This window comes from Nocardia sp. NPDC058499, assembly GCF_042719915.1.
In the GTDB taxonomy this organism is placed as follows: Bacteria; Actinomycetota; Actinomycetes; order Mycobacteriales; family Mycobacteriaceae; genus Nocardia.
The window spans coordinates 1-23,635 of sequence record NZ_JBHXMZ010000022.1 but is presented as its reverse complement, the minus strand read 5'-3'; the positions used below and the strand labels follow the sequence as shown (position 1 = coordinate 23,635).

Annotated in this window: 19 protein-coding genes and 1 tRNA gene; 4 read left to right on the top strand and 16 right to left on the bottom strand. The window is 66.1% G+C overall.

Annotated features, from left to right (window positions below; all coding sequences use genetic code 11):
- Positions 1 to 161: 161 nt before the first annotated feature.
- The 7 genes from ACFWPH_RS33655 to ACFWPH_RS33625 form a co-directional block, all read right to left on the bottom strand.
- The gene (locus ACFWPH_RS33655; protein ID WP_378756341.1) at positions 162 to 929 is read right to left on the bottom strand and encodes a hypothetical protein; all 768 of its coding nucleotides are present in this window, start codon (positions 927 to 929) and stop codon (positions 162 to 164) included.
- Positions 917 to 2,134 carry a hypothetical protein gene (locus ACFWPH_RS33650; protein ID WP_378756339.1) on the bottom strand — a complete coding sequence of 406 codons (1,218 nt, stop codon included), beginning with the start codon at positions 2,132 to 2,134 and terminating at the stop codon, positions 917 to 919. Before ACFWPH_RS33650 ends, ACFWPH_RS33655 begins: the two co-directional genes overlap by 13 nt.
- Before the next feature lie 112 nt (positions 2,135 to 2,246).
- On the bottom strand, positions 2,247 to 3,044 hold the full coding sequence (locus tag ACFWPH_RS33645) for a hypothetical protein (protein WP_378756338.1): 798 nt from the start codon (positions 3,042 to 3,044) through the stop codon (positions 2,247 to 2,249).
- On the bottom strand, positions 3,032 to 3,985 hold the full coding sequence (locus ACFWPH_RS33640; RefSeq protein WP_378756337.1) for a hypothetical protein: 954 nt from the start codon (positions 3,983 to 3,985) through the stop codon (positions 3,032 to 3,034). Before ACFWPH_RS33640 ends, ACFWPH_RS33645 begins: the two co-directional genes overlap by 13 nt.
- An 812-nt stretch (positions 3,986 to 4,797) precedes the next feature.
- Positions 4,798 to 5,253, bottom strand: a complete 456-nt coding sequence (locus ACFWPH_RS33635; protein ID WP_378756336.1) for a YraN family protein — start codon at positions 5,251 to 5,253, stop codon at positions 4,798 to 4,800.
- Between the two features lie 231 nt (positions 5,254 to 5,484).
- Positions 5,485 to 6,621 carry a DUF4192 domain-containing protein gene (locus ACFWPH_RS33630; protein ID WP_378756335.1) on the bottom strand — a complete coding sequence of 379 codons (1,137 nt, stop codon included), beginning with the start codon at positions 6,619 to 6,621 and terminating at the stop codon, positions 5,485 to 5,487.
- 332 nt (positions 6,622 to 6,953) lie between these two features.
- Entirely contained in the window at positions 6,954 to 7,157 is a 204-nt protein-coding gene (locus tag ACFWPH_RS33625) for a hypothetical protein (protein ID WP_378756334.1), read from the bottom strand.
- 367 nt (positions 7,158 to 7,524) lie between these two features.
- On the opposite strand from ACFWPH_RS33625, the gene ACFWPH_RS33620 reads away from it, so the two are divergent.
- Positions 7,525 to 8,076 carry a hypothetical protein gene (locus ACFWPH_RS33620; protein WP_378756333.1) on the top strand — a complete coding sequence of 184 codons (552 nt, stop codon included), beginning with the start codon at positions 7,525 to 7,527 and terminating at the stop codon, positions 8,074 to 8,076.
- Positions 8,077 to 8,088: 12 nt separating this feature from the next.
- Here the strand turns inward: ACFWPH_RS33620 and ACFWPH_RS33615 are convergent, their stop codons facing one another.
- The 3 genes from ACFWPH_RS33615 to ACFWPH_RS33605 form a co-directional block, all read right to left on the bottom strand.
- Entirely contained in the window at positions 8,089 to 8,697 is a 609-nt protein-coding gene (locus ACFWPH_RS33615) for a hypothetical protein (RefSeq protein ID WP_378756332.1), read from the bottom strand.
- 133 nt (positions 8,698 to 8,830) lie between these two features.
- A complete protein-coding gene (locus ACFWPH_RS33610; RefSeq protein ID WP_378756330.1) occupies positions 8,831 to 9,820 on the bottom strand; it encodes a DUF2637 domain-containing protein in 990 nt (329 codons plus the stop codon).
- Positions 9,821 to 10,593: 773 nt separating this feature from the next.
- Positions 10,594 to 10,908 carry a hypothetical protein gene (locus ACFWPH_RS33605; RefSeq protein ID WP_378756329.1) on the bottom strand — a complete coding sequence of 105 codons (315 nt, stop codon included), beginning with the start codon at positions 10,906 to 10,908 and terminating at the stop codon, positions 10,594 to 10,596.
- 146 nt (positions 10,909 to 11,054) lie between these two features.
- Here ACFWPH_RS33605 and ACFWPH_RS33600 point away from each other — a divergent pair, with 146 nt between their 5' ends.
- On the top strand, positions 11,055 to 12,803 hold the full coding sequence (locus ACFWPH_RS33600) for a recombinase family protein (protein WP_245670998.1): 1,749 nt from the start codon (positions 11,055 to 11,057) through the stop codon (positions 12,801 to 12,803).
- Here the strand turns inward: ACFWPH_RS33600 and ACFWPH_RS33595 are convergent.
- Positions 12,782 to 12,869 (bottom strand) — tRNA-Leu (locus ACFWPH_RS33595). The two genes, ACFWPH_RS33600 and ACFWPH_RS33595, sit on opposite strands and share 22 nt — an antisense overlap.
- 310 nt (positions 12,870 to 13,179) lie before the next feature.
- Here ACFWPH_RS33595 and ACFWPH_RS33590 point away from each other — a divergent pair.
- Positions 13,180 to 14,040 carry an LLM class F420-dependent oxidoreductase gene (locus ACFWPH_RS33590; protein WP_378756328.1) on the top strand — a complete coding sequence of 287 codons (861 nt, stop codon included), beginning with the start codon at positions 13,180 to 13,182 and terminating at the stop codon, positions 14,038 to 14,040.
- 63 nt (positions 14,041 to 14,103) lie between these two features.
- On the opposite strand, the gene ACFWPH_RS33585 is transcribed toward ACFWPH_RS33590, so the two are convergent.
- The 5 genes from ACFWPH_RS33585 to ACFWPH_RS33565 form a co-directional block, all read right to left on the bottom strand.
- Positions 14,104 to 15,303, bottom strand: coding sequence for a Wadjet anti-phage system protein JetD domain-containing protein (locus ACFWPH_RS33585; RefSeq protein ID WP_378756358.1), 1,200 nt, complete (start codon positions 15,301 to 15,303; stop codon positions 14,104 to 14,106).
- Between the two features lie 35 nt (positions 15,304 to 15,338).
- Entirely contained in the window at positions 15,339 to 18,686 is a 3,348-nt protein-coding gene (locus tag ACFWPH_RS33580; RefSeq protein WP_378756357.1) for an ATP-binding protein, read from the bottom strand.
- A 2-nt stretch (positions 18,687 to 18,688) separates the two neighbouring features.
- A complete protein-coding gene (locus ACFWPH_RS33575) occupies positions 18,689 to 19,387 on the bottom strand; it encodes a DUF4194 domain-containing protein (RefSeq protein ID WP_378756327.1) in 699 nt (232 codons plus the stop codon).
- Positions 19,380 to 20,864, bottom strand: a complete 1,485-nt coding sequence (locus ACFWPH_RS33570) for a DUF3375 domain-containing protein (protein WP_378756326.1) — start codon at positions 20,862 to 20,864, stop codon at positions 19,380 to 19,382. Before ACFWPH_RS33570 ends, ACFWPH_RS33575 begins: the two co-directional genes overlap by 8 nt.
- Positions 20,865 to 21,140: 276 nt before the next feature.
- A complete protein-coding gene (locus ACFWPH_RS33565) occupies positions 21,141 to 21,926 on the bottom strand; it encodes a TetR/AcrR family transcriptional regulator (RefSeq protein WP_378756325.1) in 786 nt (261 codons plus the stop codon).
- 632 nt (positions 21,927 to 22,558) lie between these two features.
- On the opposite strand from ACFWPH_RS33565, the gene ACFWPH_RS33560 reads away from it, so the two are divergent.
- Positions 22,559 to 23,398 (top strand): alpha/beta fold hydrolase, encoded by an 840-nt coding sequence (locus ACFWPH_RS33560; RefSeq protein WP_378756324.1) that lies wholly within the window; start codon positions 22,559 to 22,561, stop codon positions 23,396 to 23,398.
- Positions 23,399 to 23,635: the final 237 nt, after the last annotated feature.

The window sequence follows — 23,635 nt, the reverse complement described above, 5'->3', positions numbered from 1 at the left end:
GCAGGAGAAGGGCGTCCGGAGACACAGTTCTCACCGAACTGGTTGCTGCCGGTTCAGCCGGGAGGTGGCGCGGTCGAGCCGCCAGAGCTGCCACAGGATGAGCAGGTCGAGCGCGAGGTGGATGTCCACGGTCGCGGTCCTTTCACTTCTGGGTGCGTAGGTCAGGCCGCGCCGTAGAGTTCGTAGTATTCGTCGAGGTCGGCGTAGCGTTCGAGCCCTTCGAGGTCGGGACACACGCATTTCGGGAACTCGCGCCAGCAGTCTTCGCAGTGCCCGCAGTAGGGGCAGTGCGGGCCGAGCCTGTCGGGATCGAATTCCCCGCACGCCTCACACCGACCAACGGTTTTTTCCGAGAAGCCCCAGAGGCCCCAGCGGTAGGAGTCGTTGGAGTACCAGCTGCCCTCGACCCAGTGGCCGTGGTGTTCGTTGAAGATGTAGGCCGGATGCTGATAGGCGGGGTCGACGGTGAGCAGCACCAATTTGTCGGTGCCCAGCCAGCGCTCCAAGCGTTCGCGACCGGCCCAGGAATCCAGCGACCCGAACGGCTGACGGGGGAGGAAGTCTTCGGCGGCGATGCGGGTATCCGACCGCGGATCCCCCTTCGCGGGATGCACCTGGGCGGGCAGGATCCCGTTATGGGCCAGCACGGTGCGCTCATCACCACCGACACGGAAGGGGTGACAGTTGTCCACACTGTGCAGGCCGTGGGTGGCATAGCGGGAATGAAACAGCGCCGGCCCGTCGGGATGCCGGTCGCGCAACGTCGCGAACTCGGCGATCACACGGGCGGAGTCGAGGCCGTGCCCGACCAGGATCTCGTTGGGGGTGTGGATGGCATAGCCGTGCCCGTGCGGGTTGGACAGAGCACCGCGCAGCAGCAGATCGGTGTCGGGAGCGATGCCGGGTTTGACGAAGGTCAGGATGCACATGCGAGGTCCTCCAACTCGGCAGTTAGAGCGGCGTACTGGGGACGGGGCGCGAGCCAGGCGGTGAACGCGGCCCAGTCCCAGCCACGGCGGCGCGCGATCTGCGCGGCGCTCAGCCCGCGGGTGTATTCGACCGAGGCATCAGCGAAGGCCAGCGCGGCCAGGACCTGCCCGCGGTGCAGGGAGCTGGCGAAGATCCGCAACTCGAACGTGTGCTCGGGTTGCACGTTGATCGCCTCGTAACGCAGGCCACGGCGGTCGCCCTTGGCGTAGCCGGCGATACGGCCACGAGTGAAAGGATCGAACTCGGCCCACTGCGAAGAGTTACGCCGCGCCAGGGCCGTGACCGGTTCCTGGTTGCGGTAGACGAATTTCATCCACCGGTAGATGTGGGCCGGCGAGTCGAAACCGGCGCGGGAGAGGTGGACGTGGATACCGACCGCGTCGTCGGTGTAGGCGCCCAGCAGCCGCAACCGGGCCAGCAGCGACCACGGGAACTGCGTGCGCGCATACGCGTAATCCATCGGATGGGTCACCAGTTCGAAACCGCTGGACCCGATCGAGGAATCCTCTTTGAGGTAGCCGAGATCACCGAGTTCGGCGAGCGCGGCCTCGACTGAGTCCTCAAGCTGGTAGCTCGGGGTTTTCAGCTCGAGTTCCAACCCCAGAAACAGTGGACCGGTGCCGTGGAAGACCGGGTCGGGTTTGTAGTCGTAGCCGTTGATCGCGTGGTGGTGGGGGTGATCGGGTGCGCAATCGGCGCAGTAGCCTTCGTCCCAGCGGATCAGGGTGCAGCAGTCGTTGCACTCGTGGTAGTCGTCGAAGCGGCAGGTATCGCAGACTTCGTTGCCGCCCTCGACGTCGTATCGGCCGCGGCAGCGGTGCCCGCAGTCGTCGCATACCGGGTAGGTGTCGAGGCAGTCGGCGCACACATCCGGTCCGTCGACGACAGCGGTGATGTAGCGGGAGTAGCGGTGGCAGTCATCGCACTCCGACCACGCGCGCACACACTCGGTGCACAGGTGAGTGTCGAGGACAGTCAGGTGTGGTTCGCGGGTGCGTTCACTGCATCCGTCGCAGTACACCGCGTCCGCGGCGCAGTCCGCGCACAACCGGTCACCGTCGACCACGGCCGGGTGCTGGTCGGGGGGAATGGTGTGTGAGCAGTCGTCGCAGACAACCGCGGCGAGCAAGGCTGCTGTGGGCATGGGCAGGTCACGACCTTCCAAAAAAGTGCGGGTCAGGGGGTGTGGAGACGAGAAAGCCCCGCTGCCGTGCCCGAAACGGGGCGGTGGCAGCGGGGCCGTAGGCATGGCGGGGTCAGCGACCGAGACGAGAGCTGTTCAGCGGCGAGTGTGAGAAGCGCACCGGCGGCGGGGTGCGATCACGGTCAGCGGGCTCGAGTTGCGCGTGTCGGGTGCAGGAGCAGTGCGGGAAGGCGTCCTCGCAGGCGAAGCACCAGCCGCAGCGGGTGCAGTAACGTCCGACCCGGTCCAGATCCAGGCGCAGGCAGTACCGGCACACCGCCCGCCGCAACCGATTCTCGTAGGCGGTCTTGTAGGTGGTGTTGGAGTACCAGATCCCGTCCTCCCACGCCCCGGCTCGTTCACCGAACAGGTAGGCCTGGCGCCGATAGGCGGGGTCGATCGTGAGTAGCACCAGCCGGCTCGACCCGAGCCATGACTCCAGTCCACGGAAACCGCGCGGGGTGTCGATCGACCCGAACGGCATCGCCGGCAGGTAATCCTCGGCAGCGATACGGGTATCGGAACGCCAGTCGTAGGCGCGGGGCCACACCCGTTTGGGCAGGGTCCCGTTGTGCGCCAACACCGTGCGGGCATCACCGCCGAGCCGGAACGGGTGACAGTTGTCCACCCCCTGCACGCCGCGGGTGGCGTAGCGGGAATGAAACAACGCCGGCCCCCGCGGGTAGCGGTCACGCACGGCGATGAACCGGTCGATCACCTTGCTCGCGCGCATACCGTGGCCGACGATGATGCGATTTTCGGGTTCAGCGATCACGGCGAAACCGTGGCCGTGCGGATTGACCAGAGCCCCGAGCCGCAACAGCACCGGGTCAGGGGCGACCCCTGGCGGGAAGTAGGTCAGCAGGCACATGCCAGCGCCTCCAGCTCCACGCTCAGCGGCGCATACTCGGGCCGGCCGGTAACCCAAGCGGTGAAGGCACCCCACTCCCAGGCACCGGCCCGGATATCGGGAATCCGAAGGTTGCGGGTGTAGTCGATAGAGGCCGCGGTGAACGCCAGCGCCGCCTGCACCTGCCCCACAACCAAAGAACTGGCGAACACCCGCAGTTCGAGGGTGTGACGCGGGTGCGGGTTGATGGCCTGATACCGGTCCAACCCGACCGCGTGCTTACAGTCTTTGGCGGTCTCACGGGCCCGCGCTCGGGCCGCCAGGTCGAACGGCGCATACCGCGAACGCCGCCGCGCCAGCGTCGAAACCGCACCCTCGTTGCGGTAAAGCAGTTTCATCCATCTGTAGACGTGAGCGGGAGAGTCGAACCCGGCCCGGCTGGCATGCACATGCAGCCCGACCGTAGAGTCGGCGCGGCATCCGAGTTCGTCGAGCTCGCCGAGCAGCGGCCACGGGAAATGCTCGATGGCGTACGGGTACGCCAAGGGGTGGGTAACGATCTCGAAGCCGGTGGGATGGATCGAGGAATCGGTCTTCAGATACCCCATCCGCCCGAGCCGTTCGGTCGCGGTGGCGGCGGCGTCGTTGTAACGGTGGGCGGGCACGATCACCTCGAGCTCCAACCCCAGAAACAAAGGGCCGTTGCCGTGGAAGCGGGGATCGGGCTTGTACCGGTAGGACCGCACCCGCTGCGGATAGGCGCACAGGTCACACGACCCGTGCTCGCGCAGCAATGTTCCACAGTCGTCGCATGGCGAATACCGGGTGTCGGCGCAGCGGGGGCAGGCGCGGAACCCGCCGGAGAGATACCGGCTGGAGGCGGTGTAGCGGCTGCAGCCGAAGCAGGAGTCGAACAGGTTCACGCACAGGTAGCAGACGGGTTCGTCGGTGTCGGTGCGCATCCCGGGCGCGGTAAGCCGCCGGCACGACACACACGGCCGGAAGACGGCCACACACCTCGGGCACAGGTCCACATCCCCCACGGTGGAAGTGAGGGCCAGAGCGCGTCGGTGGCAGTGCTCGCAGTATCCGAGCTGATCGAAACACCGCTGGCACAGGGTCTCGGAACCGACGGGGTGCAGCGCTGACCGGTCAGGTCGATGACAGACGGTGCAGGCGATGGTGAGAACGGGGTCGGGAACGGTGTCGGGCATGACGAATGCACCTTCCGGCAGGCAACGGACACCAGCACCGAGCACGTGGCATAGGTACTGGTGTCGCGGAACAAGGACGGAGAAGAATCGGCGGCACCGCGGGGATCAGGAGCCGCGGAGACCGCGCTGCCTGGGGGAGTGAGCGCCACAGCGGGATGGTGTTTCCGCATGGCACAGGGCGGGCACGGGCCGATGAGAAAGATTCAGCCCAGGGCAATCTCAGGCCTGACTGGCCTGATTCGGTTCGAACGGCTAGGGTGGCGAGACCCGTTGTGGCAGTGCAAATCCGGGGTATCCACCATAGGTGGACGATTATCCACAGGGCTGTGGATTCCCCTGTCCGCTACCTGGCTGTGGCTGTTGCCGCTGCTGACTCGACGGGGCCCTACGGACCCGGGCCTTCACGACGCCGGCGGTGCGCCGGGGCATCGGATGTGATGGCTCGGCCCTGTGGCTGGGGAGTGGGCTGGGCAGCGTGAGCGGTGTCGATGGAGCGGCTCAGGGCGCGGGGTGTCGTCGCCGTCGGATCGAAGCCGCACGATGAAGATCTTTGAGGCTGCTCACATGCCCTGCGGGCAGCCGTCGGCCGGTGTCGTCCCTGACTCGATCACCAGCGCGGGGATTGCGCAGTCCGGCTCGAACAGAGCGACCGAGGGCTTATCTAGAACACTTCCTTGTGGTGCTCGATCAATGGAGTGCGGCCCCCTGCGAGGCAGGACCGACACGACATCGAAACGGATGCGCTGCCACAGACCGTCCTGCTCGGTGGGCCACAGCAGCGCGAGGCGGCGGATCCGCCGCTGTTCGGTATGAGGCATCGACACCGGGGCACGGCGACCGCGCGAATCGGGTGCGGTCACGACCGTGACGAATGCGGTGGTACCCGCATCGCGGACCACCAGATCGAGCCCGCCGTAGGCGCAGCGCCAATCGCGGCGGACGACCTCGCTTCCGGCTGCCTTGAGGTAGCGCGCCGCCAGCTCCCCGGCGGCTGTGAGCGTGGTCGGGTGCGGCATGTGCGAGGTGTGGGAGTCGGCTCGAGTGGACCATCGGGCATCAGCCACGGCGCACCACCATGGCAGTAAGGGAGGCAACGACATAGGACACGGCATCCTCCTGGAACAGGGACAGATGAATAACATTGGCTGGGATTCGGCACCGGGCAGAGCCGGACCGCGACGGAACTGCCAGTGGGCGACACGCGCCACCGAATACCGGGCATCCTGGGTGCGGAGGTGGGCGGTCGGTTATTCGATCCTGGGAATCGTGACACCGAGGCCGGCTGCGGTTTCGCGTGCCCGGTGCGTCAGGTCTCGCAGTCGGTCGGGGTGCATTCCTGCTTCGAGTGCCGTCTCTAGGAGTGCGGCCATCGAATGCTGCGGGTTGGCGTCAAGTGCGGCGTCCAACGCGATTCCGGCCAGTGGCCCGTCGCCCCGGACATAGGCGAAGTAGCCGAGCAGCGTCGCCGCCTCGGCCCGGAACTCATCCGATACCGCTCCGGTCAGGCGCGCCCAGAATTGTTCGGCGGCCTGGGCGTGCGTGCTGTCAGCGAGTGCGAACAGCGAGTCGCGGACCTCGTGCTCGCGCAGGGCCACCGCGACCTCGGCCAGCGCGCGGGCCGAAGCCGGCTCGGCGGAGCCGAGGTGACAGACGTAGCGCAGCGCATTCTCGAGTTGCCAGGTCAGGTAGCTGCGTCGGCCATCGTCGTGAGCGATGGCCTCGGCGTGGCGTTGATTCGCCCGGTCCACAGCGCCGTCGAGTTCCCTCGACACTGCTGTGTGCAGGGCGGGATCCGGGGTCACCTGTGCGGTGAGCTCGCTGCGAGGGCGGGAGCCGGCCGGGCGCCCATCGAGTACCCGCCGAAACGCGACGATGGAGGTATCGGGGTCGCCGAGGTGGCCGCTGCGTTGTGGACCGCGCAGGCTCCACCAGGGTTGCCCGGCAGCGATAGCCGCAACAGCCCAGGCGGCCCGGACCGGCACCTCCACCGCGGCGAGCCGACGCTCCAAAGCATCGAGAACAGGATGGGAGTGCGCACGCGCGGCTTCCGGTTCCCCAATGCTGTCGTCGATGACGACCGCGAGCACTCCCATCACCTCGGGGCGTGCGCAGATCCGCGCGGCGGCTACGGCGATAGTCGCCGGATCTGCGGGCCGGGCGGCTTCGCCGCGGTACAGGTCGAATCGGACCACGAGATCGATCAGTGCCTTGCCGGGTGCACCGTCACCCGCGCACAGCACGGCAACGGCAAGAGACCGTTCAGGGAGAAAGCCGAGCATGGCGGGAAGCACGGCGATGAAATCGCCCGGATCTTCGAAACAGGTCGGACCCAGACTGGCGGGCCAGACGTTTCGTGGGCCGGGGTCGGGATGCGCATGGGACATGGCGAACTCCATGGAGTAGAAGGGCAACAGACCCCGGCAAGACGGCGGGGGAGAACAGATGAGCAGATGAATCGGTAAGCCCCGCGCTGGCCGGCGCTGAGGCATAACTCGTCCAGAGAAGTCGTTCGAACGATCGGTGCGGGATGAGGGCTGACCGGAAGTGAGGGCGGTTGTCGTCCGAAACAGTGCGGAGGCCCTATCGCCGTGGCGGGATACTCGAACAATCACGGCCAGGCGGGCTCGCTGAAAGTGGTTGGTGCAGTTGACGTCGAGCGTGTGTAGGGGCCTGCGGATGCCTCGCGGTCCCCAGGGAACCGGATCTGTCTGGGCGACTACGAAGGGTGCAGGTCGTCGGTGTCGAGAACGGGGGCGGACAGGGTGAAACGTGTTGCGCGGTCGGTGTAGCCGGGCACATGGACGCGGACGTCGATGTGGGCGACCAAGGCGCCGGGCGTGGCGGGCTCGGCCAGCCAGGGGTGGCGGCGGTCTTCGTCGATCGGAGGAAGGCAGTCCTGGATCCACTGGACCAACTGCATGGCATGGGAAATATCGGAGATGGCAGACTCCCTGGCAATGAGGAGGACGACAAACGCCTCGGCCGGCGAGCCGAGGCGTTCACAGGAATTGGCTGCGAGGTGAAACCGGGCTGGGTACCGAGAGGGCCGGACGCTGCCGGGCGGTGCCTCGTCGGTATTCAGGCCTCGCAGTCGGTGGCCTGGGACGAAATCGAGACGAATGCGCGGTTTCCCGTATCCGTCAGGTGTCGATCACACCCGACCGTAGGCAAAAGCGGGTGTCCCATATTCGGCAGTGGGTTACCCAGGTATGACGGTTGTTCGATCCGGTACGGTGGCAAGTGGGACGGGTCAGCTGGCACGGGTAACCGAGACCAAGGAGTCCCGTATGCGCGCAGACCGTCCCGGGTCATCGACAACCGGACGTTCCCCCGAAGTTCTCGACCGTATTCGACGATCGCGGGAGCGAGTGAAAGCCCGTCGCGATGCTGCCCGACTGCAGGAGCAGACCATCCTCGCGGCGGTCAAACGCTATATCGACGCCTGGCACGCAATCAGAGCCCGCGAAAACAAGCGCGATCACGACCTCGAGGAGTTGCGCGGCCGGATCACCGAGGTCGAAGCCGAAGCAACGGCCGACATCAACCGTCACCGCCTCACCCAGGCCGGCGTCGCCGCAACATTGCGTGAGCAAGGCCAAAACGACGAGCAGATCGCCGAACTGCTGGAAATCACCCCGAAAGAGGCACGCCGGCTTCTCGGACTGGCCCGCACCATGTCCGAATCCGCCTCAGCGCAATCGGACCGGGCACCCAAGTTACAGAACCGCGGGCGGCAGCAGCAGACCCCGAACCCCGCAGCGCACGCCTCGGAAGCAGCACACGATGTCGGTATTGAACTGAATGCGGCCAACCGCGAAGAGTCTCTGGCAGAAAAGTAAGCGGTGGTGCGGTTACCGGTTCAGGTAACCACCGGCTTTCCAGACCAGCCAACGGAACTGCTCCGGTGTGACACCTCGGCGGGCCGGAATCTCCGGAATCGGAGAATACGGCCAGAAAGCCAGATAACAGCGATGGCAATACCAACCCGCACCCCACACCGCCATTGCCCGGGGACGGCCACGTGCGATCCGGGCGTTGCGACGTCCACGCTGGAACGCACTGTGCAGCACGAGCAAACCGGGCAACGAGATCATCCCGACGAACACGGTCGCGCCGAGTACCAGCGACGTTCGATCCGTGCCAGGCGGTGGGAAGAACATCGCAATGATCACGATTGCCACCACGATTGTGGGCAGGACCAGCAGCAACAGCCCTAGGCCGGTGAGTCGCCCGGCGGGCTCCTGCGCAGGTGCACTCGCCAGGCTTCTGGCAAGCACGGTGCTGTGGCTGCGTTCGATCGTGGAGGTACCGATTACAGGCACCAGCCCGGTGGAGGCGATACTGACACCGGTATAGGAGCCGGTGTCGTGGCTGGTGGAGGACCCGTCGGCGCAGATCGCGGGGACGCTCTGCACGCCGTCGAGCTGGTGACAGTGGGGACAGGTGATATCGACATCCATCCGGGCATTCCCTCCCACGCCGCGGCGTGGGAGAACGCAACAGCGCTGCTGGTGACCGATCCAGGGGTGAACCTCGGAATCAATCCAACACCGCTGTTGGGCGAGTTGTCGAGCGCGATCGTGGATGTATCGGTCACTGGGCTGTCTCCGGTCGGGACGGAAATGTGTCGGCAGCTTCGTTGCGGCCGTCCTCGTCGGGACCTGATGGAGGCTCCGCGATGTGGAGGTTGCGGGCATCGCTGAGGATTCGGCTGACCGTGGTACGGCTGGGGGCGACCTGCTTAGCGATCTGGGATGGATTCAATCCCTCGACGTGGTGGAGGAACAAGATCTGGGTCACCAGATCGGGGTCGCGCCGGCCTGCCCGGTCGCGTGCGCACAGCTGCTTCGCCAGCAACGCCAGGGTCTCTGGAGTCCGTTCACTCGCGCCGTACGGTGAGCGCATAGTGCCCGGCAGGGCCCCGGGTGTGCGCACGAACAGTTCCGGTGGCGTGCGCACAGGACCGAGCACGGATACGGGTTTGCCTATGACGGAAGCGGGGTGTGTGTGCACATCGAGGTGCCCGTCCGGACCATCGTCGTAACCGTCCGTGCTATCACGGCCATCGACCACAGCGACCTTGGCTTCTGTGCGCGCGGGAGATGGCGGTACATCGGTTGCTTCGTCGTCGGGAGTGGGGGAGCGGGCCAGTGACAGTAGCGCAACGGTGGCCTGGCCCATCGAGCCCTCGATGATGACGGGCCAGAGCCAGGCTTCACCCGGCGGGATCCCGGCAGTGATCGCCAGCGACCGCAGTGCAGTGAACGACAACCAGAACGCACCCGCGGCGATCAGCACGGTCATGGCGGTGGCCAACCGGTAGGTGCCGCGTGCGTGGGCGTGCGCACGGGAGAGTACCGAGACTCCGTGCACGGCAGCAAGCAGCGCCAGCGGCGGGATGACCGCCACTACTGCGGCGACGACGGGTAACTGGGTGTCGTGCAGTACCGCCTGGGTGGCGTTGCCGGTGATGCTGACCGCGGCGGCGGTGATCAGGACTGCCCAGAAGAAGGTGTGCGCACGCGAGGCCCGTGCGGACATTGCCGGACTGGCCCTGGGGACGGGCGGCGTGCGATCGGTCATAGTGCGTGAGACTCCTTCCAGAAAGCGAAGAGCGACAGGTGAAATGCGTGCTCGATGTGACACACCAATTGCCTCGTCGGCTACCTCGTTGGGAGTCCGCCGAGTCCAAGGGGACGAACCGGGGTCCGTGTTGAGCTAACCGTCACGGAGTAGCGTTCGACACTGAGCGGCGCGGGACGCGATTTTGTGTGGAGATCGGTCGAGCGATCCGCCCCCGCCTGGAACTCCCACACAGCCACGGCGGTGTCATAGAGATCGACTGGCGCCGCCACGCTGATCGCAGGTATGTCGAGTAACAATCGACCCGGGGATCCTCGACCCAGCAATGCTGGCCTAAGACACGGTCATCAGAATGCCCGTGGGGCAGGCCATATAGTGGCGATAAGTGGATATGCGCATTAGACGATCAGTTTGATAGCCAGGGACAGACGTTGGCTGTTCAACGTCGAGATCGCCCACAATGCAACGCCTTCCGAACAGAGATGAGGGAGGAGACAGATGGAAGGCGTGCACGGTGGAAAATTTGGTTTGACCTGGATGCCTAAAGGGCTTCGGGCCCGGGTGCTGTGCCGCCCGGCCGTCGACAACCGCTGGTCACCTCCATAGGCGCGTGCCAGGGCGAGGCTCAGGGAATGGTTTTCACGTTGTCCAGGACGATGTGGACGCGGTGGCATCGTGTCGGTGGGTGGCGAGATTGCTGCGGTTGGGCTTTCATGGATGCAGGGAGAATCAGCAGGCGGTTTGGAGTAGATATGCCGTCGTGCTTCTTCCGATCAATCGGTTTCCCCACCGTCGGTCGTGGCTGGTCGGGTGAGAGATCGAGCTGGCGAAATGCCATCACCGGCCGCAGCCTGATGAGGTGTCGCGTCGAGGCGTTTGCTTCGGGCGGTGCGGTTGGCGTACTGGTTGTTGGACTTCGAACTGGTGCATGCGGGCCGGTTGCTGTTGCGGTCAATTGTGGGCGCCGTAGTCGGCGAAGTGTGGGTGTTCGGCTGCACAACCTCGGGCAGAATCGTAGTTGCGAAAGCGGTCTCGGATGCGGGATCGTATTGCCGAACATCGGTACGGCGGCCGGTGCTGGTAGCCATGAGTGCTGATCGTGGCCGTCAGGATCCCGAAGCGCGGATCACCGTTGTTTTCCCTGACTGTCTGCCGGAGCTGAACGTCGCTGCGGCCAGGGTTCTGCTGCGCATTCTTGCGGGTCATGCTCGTGACCACTCCCCAGAGAGGACTGATGATGTCGACCGAGACCAATGAGTGGGCTGTGCTCGATGAGCTCCTCGGGCTCGAGACCGAAGAGGTCGATATCGGTTCGGATCAGCGCTTCGCGTTCTACGGGCGCTGTTCGACTGAAGACAACCAGGACCCGGAGACTTCGTATCGGTGGCAGCGTGGCAATGCCGAGAAGTTCGTGGGCGAGGCGGCGATAGTCGCAAGCTATTTCGACGTCGGCCTGTCGCGGTCGGTGCCATGGCATCGGCGCGAGCACGCCGCTCGGTTGCTGGCCGACCTGAAGGATCCGGCGCGGGGGTGGTCGGCGATCGTGGTGGGGGAGGGCACCCGCTGCTGGTTCGGTAACCAGTTCAGCCTCGTCGCTCCGCGGGTCCAGGCGCACGGGGTCCAGGTGTGGGTGCCGGAGCTAGGTGGGCGTTTCGACCCGGGGAATGTGACTCATTCGATGATGATGAGCATGCTCGGCGGACTCAGTGAGTCCGAGCGGCAGCACGTGCAGCAGCGCACCCGGGCGAGTATGGACGCGCAGGTGTTGAACGAGGGACGGCATCAGGGCGGCCGTCCCCCGTATGGGTATCTGGTGGTCGACGGTCCGCCGCACCCGAATCCCAACCGGGCCGCCGACGGGCTGAGGTTGCGGATCCTGTCGTTGGATGCGGCGACCGCTCCGGTTGTGCAGCGTATTTTCAGTCACTACATCGCGGGGCGGGGTGATAAGGCGATCGCGGTCGAGTTGAACAGGGAGAAGATCCCGTGCCCGTCGGCGTATCGTCCCGGACAGAACCGGCATCGGTCCCAAGACGGGTGGCAGGCCAGTGCGGTTGCGGCGATTCTGCAGAACCCGCGCTACACCGGGTACGCGGTGTTCGGGCGGTGGCAGAAACATGAGGAATTGCTCGACCCCGATGATGTCGCGGCCGGGCATGTGACCCGGATGCGGCGGGCGCCGGCCCAGCGCATTGTCCGGTCCCAGCGGCCGGCGCACCCGGCAATCGTATCCGTGGCGACTTTCACCGAAGCGCAACTGATTCGTCGTCGGCGCGCCGGGACAAGCAACAGGACGCGGGCCACGCTCGAGCGCACCCGCCACGGTAGCGGTCGGCGCGTCTATCTGCTCAGTGGGCTGCTGCGCTGCGATGGGTGTGGTCGCAGAATGCAGGCCGAACTGGTCCGCGACAACGTTTACTACCGCTGCCGGGCGAAAACCCTCGCCCCCGGAAGCGCGGCCCTCGAGAAGCACCCCCGCACGGTGAACCTGCGCGAAGACCTCGTTACCGACCGCATCGATGGCTGGCTGGCCGGTCTGTTCGGTCGTGAGCAGCGGGCGAGGACCATCGCTACGGTTCTGGCCGCGCAGAATGATGACGACACCGATATTCAGCGGCAGAGTTTGCGGCAGCGTGTCCTCGATGCCGAGTCCCGGCTGGCTCGGCATCTGACCGCCATCGAGGCAGGTGTTGATCCGCAGGCGTTGGTGGCGGCAATGAACGCCGCCCAGGCCGAGAAGGCCGCCGCCGAAGCCGAGCTGAACCAGCTACCCAAAGCTCGGCGGTTCACCGAAACAGAGGTCCGCAAGCTCGTCGACGCCCTCGGTGACATCGGGGCGGTTCTTACCGCAGGCCACCCAACAGATAAGGCCCAGCTCTATCAGAGTCTGGGCCTGCAGGCGAGATATCAGCACATATGCAATCGCATAATCGTTGGTGCCACCCCCTGTGGGGTTAGCACTGGTGTCCGGAGGGGGACTTGAACCCCCACGCCCTATACCGGGCACTAGCACCTCAAGCTAGCGCGTCTGCCATTCCGCCACCCGGACCGGTGTGCCCAGCAAGAGTATCTGATCGGACGGGCGAGGCAAAATCGTGGGTCTCACCTGCGGAAATGCTGATTGGGTCCGCGCGTCGCAGACAGGGCATATTCGCGAAGCTGCGACTGGCGTCAAGAGGTAGCCGAGCGCCGCCGTACTGGGGCTGGGCTGAGGGCGGGTAACCGCGGGCCAGGAGCCTACGTAGGCGGCTGGACGCCCTCCCGGAGGTGTTGATTCGATCGGCCGGCTGTGGAGTAGCATCCGTACCGCAAGGCCGGATTCCGGTACCGGCGTACGCATCACGACTCGAGGAGGGTTTGTGCAGCTTTCGGGCGTGGGGATCTGGAGTTCGCAGCTGCGCTACGGCGACCCGGCCGAAGCCGCGGAGGCGGCGGCCGAACTCGAGGAGCTGGGCTACGCCGCGGTGTGGATTCCCGACGTCGGCGGTCCGGTGTTCGATGCCGTGGAGAACCTGTTGGGGGCCACGGAGCGAATCGTCGTAGCGACCGGGATCCTGAACCTGTGGATGCACGAACCGGCGGATGTCGCGGCCCGGTTCGCGTCCCTGACCGGTACGTACGGCGACCGGTTCCTGCTCGGTATCGGCGTGAGCCACGCACCGTTGATCGATGCCGGTGATCCAGGGCGCTACCGGAAGCCTTTGGCTGCGACCCGGGCATATCTGGACGCGCTGGATGCGCTCGACCAGCCGGTCCCCGCGGAGGCGCGGGTCCTGGCTGCCCTGGGGCCGAAGATGCTGCACCTTTCGGCGACCCGGGCCGGCGGTGCCCACCCCTACCTGGTCACGCCGGAGCACACCGCCACCGCCCGGGCCGCCCTCGGCGACGGGCCGCTGCTGCTGCCCGAGCAGACGGCAATCCTCACCACCGACGCCGGCGAGGCGCGGTCCATCGGCACGGAATGGCTGCGTAGCTACCTTCAGCTGCCGAACTACGCGAACAACATCCTGCGGTCGGGTTTCACGCAGGAGGATGTCGACACCGCGAGCGACCGCCTCTTCGACGCGATCATCGCCTGGGGTGACGAGGAAGCGATCCTGCGTCGTGTCGCCGAGCACCGAGCAGCCGGCGCCGACCATGTGTGCGTGCAGGTGCTCGACGCCGACCCGCAGGCGTTTCCCCGTGAACAGTGGCGCCGCCTCGCCGCCGCACTCGCGTGACCCGATCTCGGCATATCGGCGTAGATACGGCCGGGCCTGCGACCTGTCGGCGCCGGATCGTGGTCAGCTCCGGGTGCTGATCAGTGCTTCGAGCCGGGCCGCGGCCTGGCGGAGCGGAATCGCTTCCTGCTCGATCCGCCGGAACCGTGCGGGCCCGGCAGTGGCGACGGCATCGCAGGCGGTCGATTCGGGGCGGGTGAGATGCGCGAGCCTGGTCGAGGACGGTTTGATCGGTCGCCCGGCTTTGTTGTGGTTCACGCCGTGGTCGGCGTAGTGGTGCAGGTCGGTGGCCTCCATGAGGATGGAATGGACGGCCTTGGCGGGTAGACCGTCGGGGGTGGGAATGGCCATGGTGGCGCGGAGACGGTCGAGGATGGCGTAGCCGTCGGCGTCGATATCACCCCAGTAGATGACGTGTTCGGCCGTGCGTATCCAGGCGATTTCGGCGAGCAGGGCGGCGGCGGCTTTGCCGTTCCCTTCGACGACGACAGTGTTCTCGACGGGTGGGAACCAGAGGCGGCAGTCACGGTTCTCGACAATGAGGACTACGCGTGGTGTGTAGGCGAGGTCGTGTGTGTCGCCGGTGGTCCAGGCGTCGTGTCTGCGTTTTTCCGAGGCGATGTAATCGGGATCGACGTAGGTGAGGTGGACAACGGCCAGTCGTGGCCGGACTTCGGCGCGTACCTCGCGCCCGGTCACTGTCTGCAGGAGCCCACCATGGGTTTCGAGCCATTTCGAGTGCATGCCGGGGATGGGGAGCTGGCGGGCGGTCCAAGCGCTCAGGTCCGGATGAGCCGGGAGCCAAGCCATGGCGGCGAACAGGACCGCGGTGTCTGCATCGGTGAGCCGGTAGGTGGCCTTCAAAGTTGTCGCGGTGGGCGTTGCTCCCGCAGCGTTGAGCGATGCCGCAAGGGACCGGGCGCGGCCGAGGTCGACTGCCTGAGGTTCCTCCTGGGCTCGGGAGATGAGTTCGGCAGCGGCACCGATGTTCTCAGCGACGAGTGTGGTCGGGAGGTCGTAGGTCACACCGTGGATGGTCACCGGCTTGCGGATGATTTGGACACCCGCGGTTTTTCTGATGGCTCGGAGGTCGAAGGAACGCCATGTGGTGTGCCATTCGTACCAGGAGCCGTCTGCTCGTTCGATTGCTTTCCCGCTCGACAGACCCGGACGAAGCGGGACTGAAAAGGGTATGGGGCCATTGGTGCCGTAGTCGGCGCAGACCGCTTCGGCCCATTTCTGCTCGATCTTGTTCCGGAGCACCTCGAGAGCCGCCTCCGATGCGACAAGTGCAGGGCTCACTCCTCCTCCGGTGGGATACCGATGATGGGTTTCGCCCAGGAGCGGCTCTCGGCGTTCTTGAGGACCAGGTATTCGGCGTCGACGTGCGGTTCGATGGCGCTGTTCTTATCGTTGGGGGCGCCGATGATGAGCTGGAAGCCCAGGCCGCGCCAGGCGCCGATGGCGCGGCCGGTGTAGCGGGCGTCGGCTTTGATGAGGGCTTCGTCGAGGAAGACCGGGGCGTAGCGGGGGCGTTCGGCGCCGGCGTCGCCCAGTTGGTAGCGCAGTGCCGAGCCGACGATGAAGGCGACGAGTTCCTGGGATTCGCCGCCGGATTTTTCGCCGATATGGTCGTAGAGGGCGACGTGTTCGCCTGCGGCGTCGCGTTTTTCGGCGCTGATGCGGATGTGGTTGCGGACGTCGATCAGGTCGGCGAAATCGGGGGCGGTGCGGCGGATACGGTCGATGACCTTGGCCATCCGGTTGTAGGCGCGTTCCCGTTCGGTATCGGTGTTCGCCTGGTCGATCAGGCCGCGGACGTCGCGGAGTTCCTTGCGGAAGCGGGCGCGGACGGTGGAGTGGCTTTCCTGCGGGTCGATCTGTAGCCGGTGGTCGTCGTCGGCGAAGGGGAGGCCGGCGAGGATGCGGTTGACCGGTTCGATCCGGTCGCGGATTTCCCGGATGGCCGAGGCGAGTTCGCTGTCCAGGCTGGTGAGGTCGTTGCCGGATAGTTTCAGCAGGCTGTCGCGCCACTGGTTTTCGAGTTCGTGCAGGCGGCTGGTTTCCAGGTCGGTGAGCAGGCGTTCGAAATCGTCGTAGGAATCGTCCGGGTCGGTGCCCAGGTTCGGGTTCGGCCAGCGCTCGACGAAGGTCGAGAATGTTTCGGACAGTCTGTTCCGGGCGCCCTCGATTGCGTTCTCCGAGGCCCGCAGATCGGTGGTGAGCCGGTCGGCGACGCGGTCGGTGGCGGCGTCGAACGCCTCCAGGGCTTTGGCGGCCGGGATATCGCCGGTGGTGTCGTTGCCGAACAGTCGTGCCAGGTAGTCGCGGTGTTCGGCGGTCACCTCGTGGCCGGAGCGGCGGGCGGTGTCGAGTTCCCGGCCGGCGCGTTCGGCCGCTGCCGTGGTGTGTTCCCAGGCTGTCTCGAGGTCTTCCTGTTCGAGCTTGGCCCGGACCGCCTTCTTGTTGAGGTCTTCGACCTTGTCCCTGAGCTCGTCCACCTGCTTCTGCAACCGGTCGATTTCGGGGTTGCCGGAGTGGACCTCGTCGATGATCTGTATCCATCGGTCCCGTTCGGCCGAAACCGAGTCCGTATCCACCTGATCCCAGGACAGTTCGGTCAGGGTTCGGTAGGCGCTGCGGCGGTCTTCGAAGGAGTCGAGGTCGGCCTGTGTCTCCTCGACCCGTGCGTCGGCAACGGATGTGCGGTCCTCGGCGGTGCGAATCTGTTCGTCGAGGCGGGTCAGCAACCGGTCGTTGGTGAAGCCGAGGACATTGGCCCGGCCCTGGCCGCCGTGTGCGCCGCGGGCGCCGTCCGACATCTGGCCGGTGATCGTGAGCGCTTTGCGGTGTTGTGGCAGCAGACGTGGCGTTTCGACGCAGACATAGTCGAACCGGTCGACCAGCTCGTTCTCGAGCCAGGCGGTGAACGGGGAGGGGCGGTAGTCGAGGCGGCCGGGCAGTCGGCGATCGTCGAGTCCGATCTCGTCGCGGAGCCCGGTCCGCACGCCCTCGAACTGGATACGCCGCGCGGTGCGCACGGTGTTGATCTTTTCGCGGAAGGTGTTGAGGTGCGCGATATCGATGAGCATCTTGGTGGCGAACCCGCCCAGGGCCAGGTTGAACGCTTCGCGCCACGGCTCGAATTCGGTGCGTACTTCTATCAGTTCGCCGACGAACGGCAGCTGTTCCGGTGTGAGACCGGCGGCCTCCGCGAGGGCGGCCCGCGCCCGATGCAGCTCGCTGGGGATATTGTCCCGGCGGGCGGCGACGGCTTTGCGTTCGGACCGTAATTCCTCCAGTTCCCGGGTCGCGCTCGTCTGCTGGGTCTTCGCTTCGGCGAAACGGTTCTGCGCGGTTTGCCTGGCCTTCTGGTCCCCGAGCAGCCGGTGTGCCTGTGTGACCAGGGCGGCGAAATCGTCCCCGTCGGATACCGTGGCGCCGATGGTTGCCAGCGACTTCTCGAGCCGGTGCCGCGCCCGTTCGACTTCGTCGAACCGTTTGTCCACCTCACGCAGTGCCCCGCGGGCCCTTTCCAGCCTGTCGCCGCCGGAAGCGCGCAGTGTCTCGGTGATCCCACCCAGTTCGGCTTCTGCCCCCTTGGTCAGTGCCGAGGCCGCGGCGACGGCTTCCCCGGCTTGTCCCCGGCGTCGCTGCAGCTCTGCTTCGGCCGCTCGTAGCAGCTCGGCACGGCGTTCGTAGCGCCACAACCCGGCGGGCGAGGACGAATCGGTGAACGAACCGAGGCTGGCGATCAGCTCGGCGCGTTCGGTCGCCTCGACGATGATGCGGCGGTGTTCCCGGATCGGTGTCAGTGCCCGGACCTGGCGGCGCGCGGTGGTCATCTGGGTGCGGGTGCCGGCGAGTTCGTCGAACTGTTTGACCACCTCGTCCGCGGTGGTCAGCGTGGACGGTTCCTCGAGGACCATCGTCTTGTACAGGGCATCGACGGTGGTGATCTGCTGACCGGCCTGGATCCGGCCCAGCAGTGCGACCGCTTTGTTCCCGTCACCGGCGGCGCCGATACCGAGCGCGCTGTGCAACCGGGCGGTGTATTCGCGGTCGGTGGGGTAGCAGGCCAGCCCGAGTGCTTTCACCGCGGATTCGGCCAGCCGTTTGTTCGCCGGGCCCGCAAGTGTGCGCAGGTCGAACGGCTGGTCGCAGGTGGCGCGGATCTGGACGAGATCTTCGAGGGAGCGCGCTGCCGACGGCACGTACCAGGCCCGGATCGCCGTGAACCGCGCCCCGGACCGGTCGGCCCAGGTCATCGCGATCGCCGACCAGGTGTCACGGCCGTCGCCGCGCAGGACCCGGGCCTTCGTCTCACCTCCGGCACGGGACTCGTCGAGCTTGCCCCGCGCATAGGACAGGATATTGCGCTGATCTTTACCCCGCGGCCGGCCCACGACGCCCCCGTTGGAGGCGCCGTTGAACGGCATCGTATGCGGCATGATCAACGCGATATAGGAGTCCATCAGGGTCGATTTGCCCGAACCGGACTCTCCGCACAGCAGGGTCGCGCCGGGTGCGAATCGCACCCGGTGGTGTCCGTCGTATCCACCCCAGTTCACCAGCTGCAGGTCCAGCGCCACCCACTGCTGTCCGCGGGACGACTCGGGGACCAGCCCGAACAACGTGTCGATCATGTTCACGGCGCGACCTCCGCGGTGACCTCGTGGCCCGGGCCGTCGTTGCGCTCCCGCAACCATCGGCTCAGCTCGCTCAGCTTCTCCGTACTCATCACGACCTCCACCAGCGGCGTGATCCGGTACCGGCCCGCGGTTTCCTCTTCCATCAGCCCCTCTTTGGCCAACCGTGTCACCGCGCTGCGGATCTCCTGTTGTCCCCGGGCCATATTGGTGTCGTCAGGGTCGAAGTAGGTCAGCACTGTCTGCTCCAGCTCTTCGATATCGACCCGCGCCGAGACCTCACCCGCGACCCGTTCCTGCTGGAACACCGTGCGCAGATGCACCAGCACCAGCGTCTCGGCCCGGTTGTAGGGGTCGTCCCGCAACAGGATCGGCACGTCCAGTTCCGCCGAACGCACCTGCTGTTTGTAGGCGATACCGCGATCGTGGTCGACGACGAGCCGGACGAACAGGTCGTGCAGCCGTGATTCGATGAGCTGCTGGTTCTCCAGCAGTGTCCGCCATTGCGCCGGGTACTTGTCGGCCGACAGGAAGCGGCGTTGCAGCAGCCGGACCAGCACTCGCCGGACGCCGGCGTCGAGCGTCCCCCTGTCGCCGGCGAACAGTTCGGTCGGGTCTTCTTCCATCGACACCGGGTCGATGAACCCGGTGACCTCGTTTTCCGGCCACGCCTCGTCGACCGTGTTCGGCTCACTCATCGGCTGCCTCGGCGTTCGCCGCGACCACACCGCCGAGCGCGAAGCGCCGCCGAGTCCGGTCCGGGCGGATGGCTTCGACGGTGACGACGGACTCCGTTTCGGTCATCCCCGTGCGATGCGCCAGCTCGAGCAGGCCGAGCAGATCGACCGGACGGCGAATCTCCTCGGGCGCCGCGGCGAAGGCGGCCGCGAGATCGACGGTGTCCCCACCGGCCGCGAATCGGGCCAGGTGCTCGTCGAGCGCCGCGTATTTCGGACCACCCCAGGCCCGGGTATCGGTATCGGGCATCGTGTCCTCATCCCATTCGGCAAGGGGCGCGGGCGGTTGTGGTGGGCGGGGATCGCTCGACGATTGCCGCAGATGCTCGATACTCGCGGCCGGTAGACGGCGCAGCGGTGTGATCGGCTCCCGGTGGCGCGAGCGGGGGACCCAGCGGTGCAAACCGGTCATCACCTCCCGCAGCAGATCGTCGACCTGCCGGTCCCGCATGGGGTCGTGGTTGCGGACCTGGGTGGTGATCACATGTGACGCCTGCCGCTGCGCGGCCAGCACCTCCTTGACCCCGCGTTCGATCCGCCGCGCGATATCGGTGAACTCCCGCCGCTGCGGCTCGGTCAACTGCGCGGTGAACGGGTGACGCAGCACGGTGCGCAACCGGCTCGACAAGTCGTCGATGCGCTCCGGGTCGCCGATCAGGCGTAATGCTCCCGCGAACGCCCGCCCCTCCGGAGTCGCGTCCATGATCTGCTGACCCCGCGCCAGGTATTCGCGCAGCACCTCACCTGTCGGGCGGGCGTCCTGCCGCAGATCGGCGACCACATCGCGCTGCATGGCCTTGATCGACTCGGCGACCCGGGCGAAATCCGCCGGTAGTTCCCGCGCCAGATGCAGGACGTTCTCCGCCTCCTCCACCAGCCGATCGTCGTCGACGGTGTCCACGGCGCCGCCGCGCTCGAGCCTGCGCAACTCCTGCTGCCGCCGGCGGATCTCCAGCTCCAGCCGCGCGATCCGGGCCATCACATCCGGGTCGGCGTCCTGCGCCAGTCGCTCCACGGCATCCAGCAAGGTCCGCACCCGCGATTCCGATACCCGCGTCCGGGAACCACCCACCCGGCCCGCGACCTCCAGTGCGCCCACCCCGTGCGCGGACAACCGGTACACCTCGACCTGGTTGTCCAGCACCTGCCGCACCAGCCAGCCGGCGTTCACCCATTGCCGGCACAGGTCACGCGCATTGCCCACGGGCAGCGGCAACCTGTCCTCCTCGCCGTAACCCGCGGCCCGCAACTGGTTCAGCGCATCACCGATCTCCGCATGCGCATCCGCCACCGCGACCGCGGGCCGATCGGCCGTGAACACCGTCGCCAGCATGGTCACCACAAACGGGGCATACGTTTGGTGGAGCAAATCGAGCATCGGCGTCTTGAACGCCCGAAGAGCCCCCTGGTACGCACCCTCTACGCCTCGAATACTCATCGGCGCTCAGGGTACGTCGGGCGGCCGACACGATATTCGCCCTGGTCCGCTCGAGCGTCCCGCTCGCAGCGGGCGTCCACCGACCCGGCGCTGCCGGATGATCGAAGCCCGATTGTGCCGCGTACCGGAATACGCCACTACCGAACGCAATCCGGAATCACCGACCGGTACCTGTGTGTGTCTCCGGCCGGTGCGCGGTATCCGCGCGGGACGGCGGGGTCACGGGAGCGGCAGGATTGCGCACGGCGCGCCCGGGCATGCCGCCGCCCGGTTCGATCAATCGCCGCCGACGTCACCGAGGTGTGGTTTGGACAACGATTCGACCATGTCGTGCATGGCGCGCATATCGGAACGCAGCGCATCGAGCTCGGAACGCAACGCATCCACGGCATCGCCGGCCGGTTCGCGAACGAGCTTCGCGGGCAGCTGCGGGCGCCGTTCACCCCGCGGTGCCGGTTCCGGCACTGCATCGGAGCTTTCGGGCCGCGCCGGCGCGAATCCGTCCAGGAAGACCGATGTCACTGTGGCGGTGATCGCTTCGATATCGGCCGCGAGCGTTTTCCGATGCCACCGCACCGACTGGAACACGCATTCGCGCATCATCCGCTGGAACTCGAAGGTATCTATGCCGGAGTTGAATTCGCCGTTGCGCACCCCTTCTTCGGCGATTCCGTGCCACGCCTGATGGGAGAACTCGACGGCCTCGGCGATCTGGGTGTAACCGGGCAGCGCGCTGAGACTCTCCAGTTCGTTCTGATAGATCTCGGTGGCATAAGGGTGCTGATCTGCGACTTCGAGCGAAACACGAACCATGAGTGTGAGCCGGAGACGAGCCGTACCGGTCCCGGTCAGGACGGCTTCGTAACGTTGCACCAGATCGGTGAGGAAACTCGTCAGGATCTCGGAGAAGATCGCATCCTTGGAGTTGAAATAGTGATACAGCGTTCCGGAGTTCAGGCCCACCGCATCCGCGATCTCCCGGATCGTCGTCGCGGACAGTCCTCGTTCAGAAAATAGCCGAGCCGATTCGGTCAGAATCAGCTGACGCCGACTCGCTGCCACTGTGCACCTCTCGTGTCCGGACTGACGGTGTCTCCCTATGCCGTACCGAGGCTAGCAGCAGGTCAAAGCCGGTTGATCGAGCGCAGGCCGCCGGGCCGGGCGGCTTCGACAGGCCCGGTGAGGAACTACTGCTGTGCTCGTGAGCAACGATATGTGCGGTGTTCTCGACCGTCGCTTCTGTGGTCGGCTCGGCGGCCGAAACCCGGGGCACCGCACGGCCATCAGGCGTCCGGCCCCTCGTCAGCGGCCGGGTAGGCGACCGTGACCGTGCCCGGGAAGTGGTTGCCATTTCACCATTGGTGAACCCGGCCGGGGTAACCCGATCGTGCAGGCGATGCGCCTGCACCGGCATGTCCGGTTGCTGTAAATCGTCTATGGATCGGGTGAAAAGGCAGGGGTCGAGGTTCTTTCGCGACGCTTGTCCCAACCGTAGGGCAACGAACTGCCGGGAGTCAATCAATCAATTGATCAATAACCAATCGAATGGTTGACAAAATAAGTGACCGGGGTCACCATTGAGCGCGTGCCCCCTGTGCCGATCCTCGGCCGCATCAGTGGCCCGAACACCAACCGGCGCTGCCCAGTACGGGCCCGGTCCGCTCGCGGGGCCTTTCATCGAACATCGGAGACTTGTGACCCTCTCGGACGACTACAAAGACACCACTCGTGGCCCGTCCGCCTCGGACGGACTGCACTACCACGAAGCCGGAGCCGGGCATCCCCTCGTTCTGCTGCACGGGTCCGGTCCGGGCGTATCCGGCTGGTCGAATTTCGCGAAGAACCTGCCGGTCTTCGCACGTACCTTCCGCACGATCGTGGTCGATATGCCAGGTTTCGGAGCGAGCCCCGACAGGGAGTACGACCGGCCGTACCCGGAGATAGCGGCGCAGGCCATCGTCACCCTGCTCGACGACCTCGGCATCGAGAAGGCTCACCTGCTCGGCAATTCGATGGGCGGATGGGTCTCGCTCGAAACGGCCGCACTCGCGCCCGAACGGGTCGAACGTATGGTGCTGATGGGACCGGGCGGCCTGTACGCACCACTATTCGGGCCGATGTTGAGCGAGGGGGCCCGCCGGCTGCACGAGTTCCTGGTCGAACCGAGTCGCGAGGCTCTGGAGGCGTGGGTCGATTCGATGGTCTACGACCGGGCGACGATCACACCGCAACTCCTCGACGACCGCTGGCAAAATGCCACCGCGCCCCGCGCCATCGAACGTATGCGTGCGGTGATGGCATCGCTGGGTCTGCCCGGCAAGGCGCCACTGTGGACCCGCACCGCCGAGATCCCGCACGAAACTCTGGTCACCTGGGGTCGCGACGACCGGATGCTCCCGCCGGACGGCGCGTTCTTCGCGCTGCGGCGTATGCCGAAGGCCGATCTGCACATTCTGGGCGAGTGCGGGCATTGGGCCCAGGTCGAGCGCAAGCACGACTTCGAAACGCTGGCCACGGCGTTCCTCACCCGCTAGCGGATTCCCTGAAGATCGAAGGAACCAGAACATGCACTATCAGCACGAAGCAATCGATGCGGTTCTCGCAGTGCGCGACCGGGTGATCGAGCTCGAAGCCGAATGCACGCAGCAACGCAAACTGACCGACGAAACAGCCAAGTGAGGTGCCCCAAGATTCTCGGACAGCAGCCCAAAGTAGAATTGGGTGGCTGAATGGAGTTGTTTGTGGCACAGAAGAACTCGCGTGGGTACAGC

Coding starts and splice junctions, on each gene's coding strand:
- ACFWPH_RS33655 (WP_378756341.1), bottom strand. CDS start 929: ATGTGCATCCTGACCTTCGTCAAACCCGGCATCGCTCCCGACACCGAT.
- ACFWPH_RS33650 (WP_378756339.1), bottom strand. CDS start 2,134: ATGCCCACAGCAGCCTTGCTCGCCGCGGTTGTCTGCGACGACTGCTCA.
- ACFWPH_RS33645 (WP_378756338.1), bottom strand. CDS start 3,044: ATGTGCCTGCTGACCTACTTCCCGCCAGGGGTCGCCCCTGACCCGGTG.
- ACFWPH_RS33640 (WP_378756337.1), bottom strand. CDS start 3,985: ATGCGCACCGACACCGACGAACCCGTCTGCTACCTGTGCGTGAACCTG.
- ACFWPH_RS33635 (WP_378756336.1), bottom strand. CDS start 5,253: ATGCCGCACCCGACCACGCTCACAGCCGCCGGGGAGCTGGCGGCGCGC.
- ACFWPH_RS33630 (WP_378756335.1), bottom strand. CDS start 6,621: ATGTCCCATGCGCATCCCGACCCCGGCCCACGAAACGTCTGGCCCGCC.
- ACFWPH_RS33625 (WP_378756334.1), bottom strand. CDS start 7,157: ATGCAGTTGGTCCAGTGGATCCAGGACTGCCTTCCTCCGATCGACGAA.
- ACFWPH_RS33620 (WP_378756333.1), top strand. CDS start 7,525: ATGCGCGCAGACCGTCCCGGGTCATCGACAACCGGACGTTCCCCCGAA.
- ACFWPH_RS33615 (WP_378756332.1), bottom strand. CDS start 8,697: ATGGATGTCGATATCACCTGTCCCCACTGTCACCAGCTCGACGGCGTG.
- ACFWPH_RS33610 (WP_378756330.1), bottom strand. CDS start 9,820: ATGACCGATCGCACGCCGCCCGTCCCCAGGGCCAGTCCGGCAATGTCC.
- ACFWPH_RS33605 (WP_378756329.1), bottom strand. CDS start 10,908: ATGGCTACCAGCACCGGCCGCCGTACCGATGTTCGGCAATACGATCCC.
- ACFWPH_RS33600 (WP_245670998.1), top strand. CDS start 11,055: ATGATGTCGACCGAGACCAATGAGTGGGCTGTGCTCGATGAGCTCCTC.
- ACFWPH_RS33580 (WP_378756357.1), bottom strand. CDS start 18,686: ATGATCGACACGTTGTTCGGGCTGGTCCCCGAGTCGTCCCGCGGACAG.
- ACFWPH_RS33575 (WP_378756327.1), bottom strand. CDS start 19,387: ATGAGTGAGCCGAACACGGTCGACGAGGCGTGGCCGGAAAACGAGGTC.
- ACFWPH_RS33570 (WP_378756326.1), bottom strand. CDS start 20,864: ATGAGTATTCGAGGCGTAGAGGGTGCGTACCAGGGGGCTCTTCGGGCG.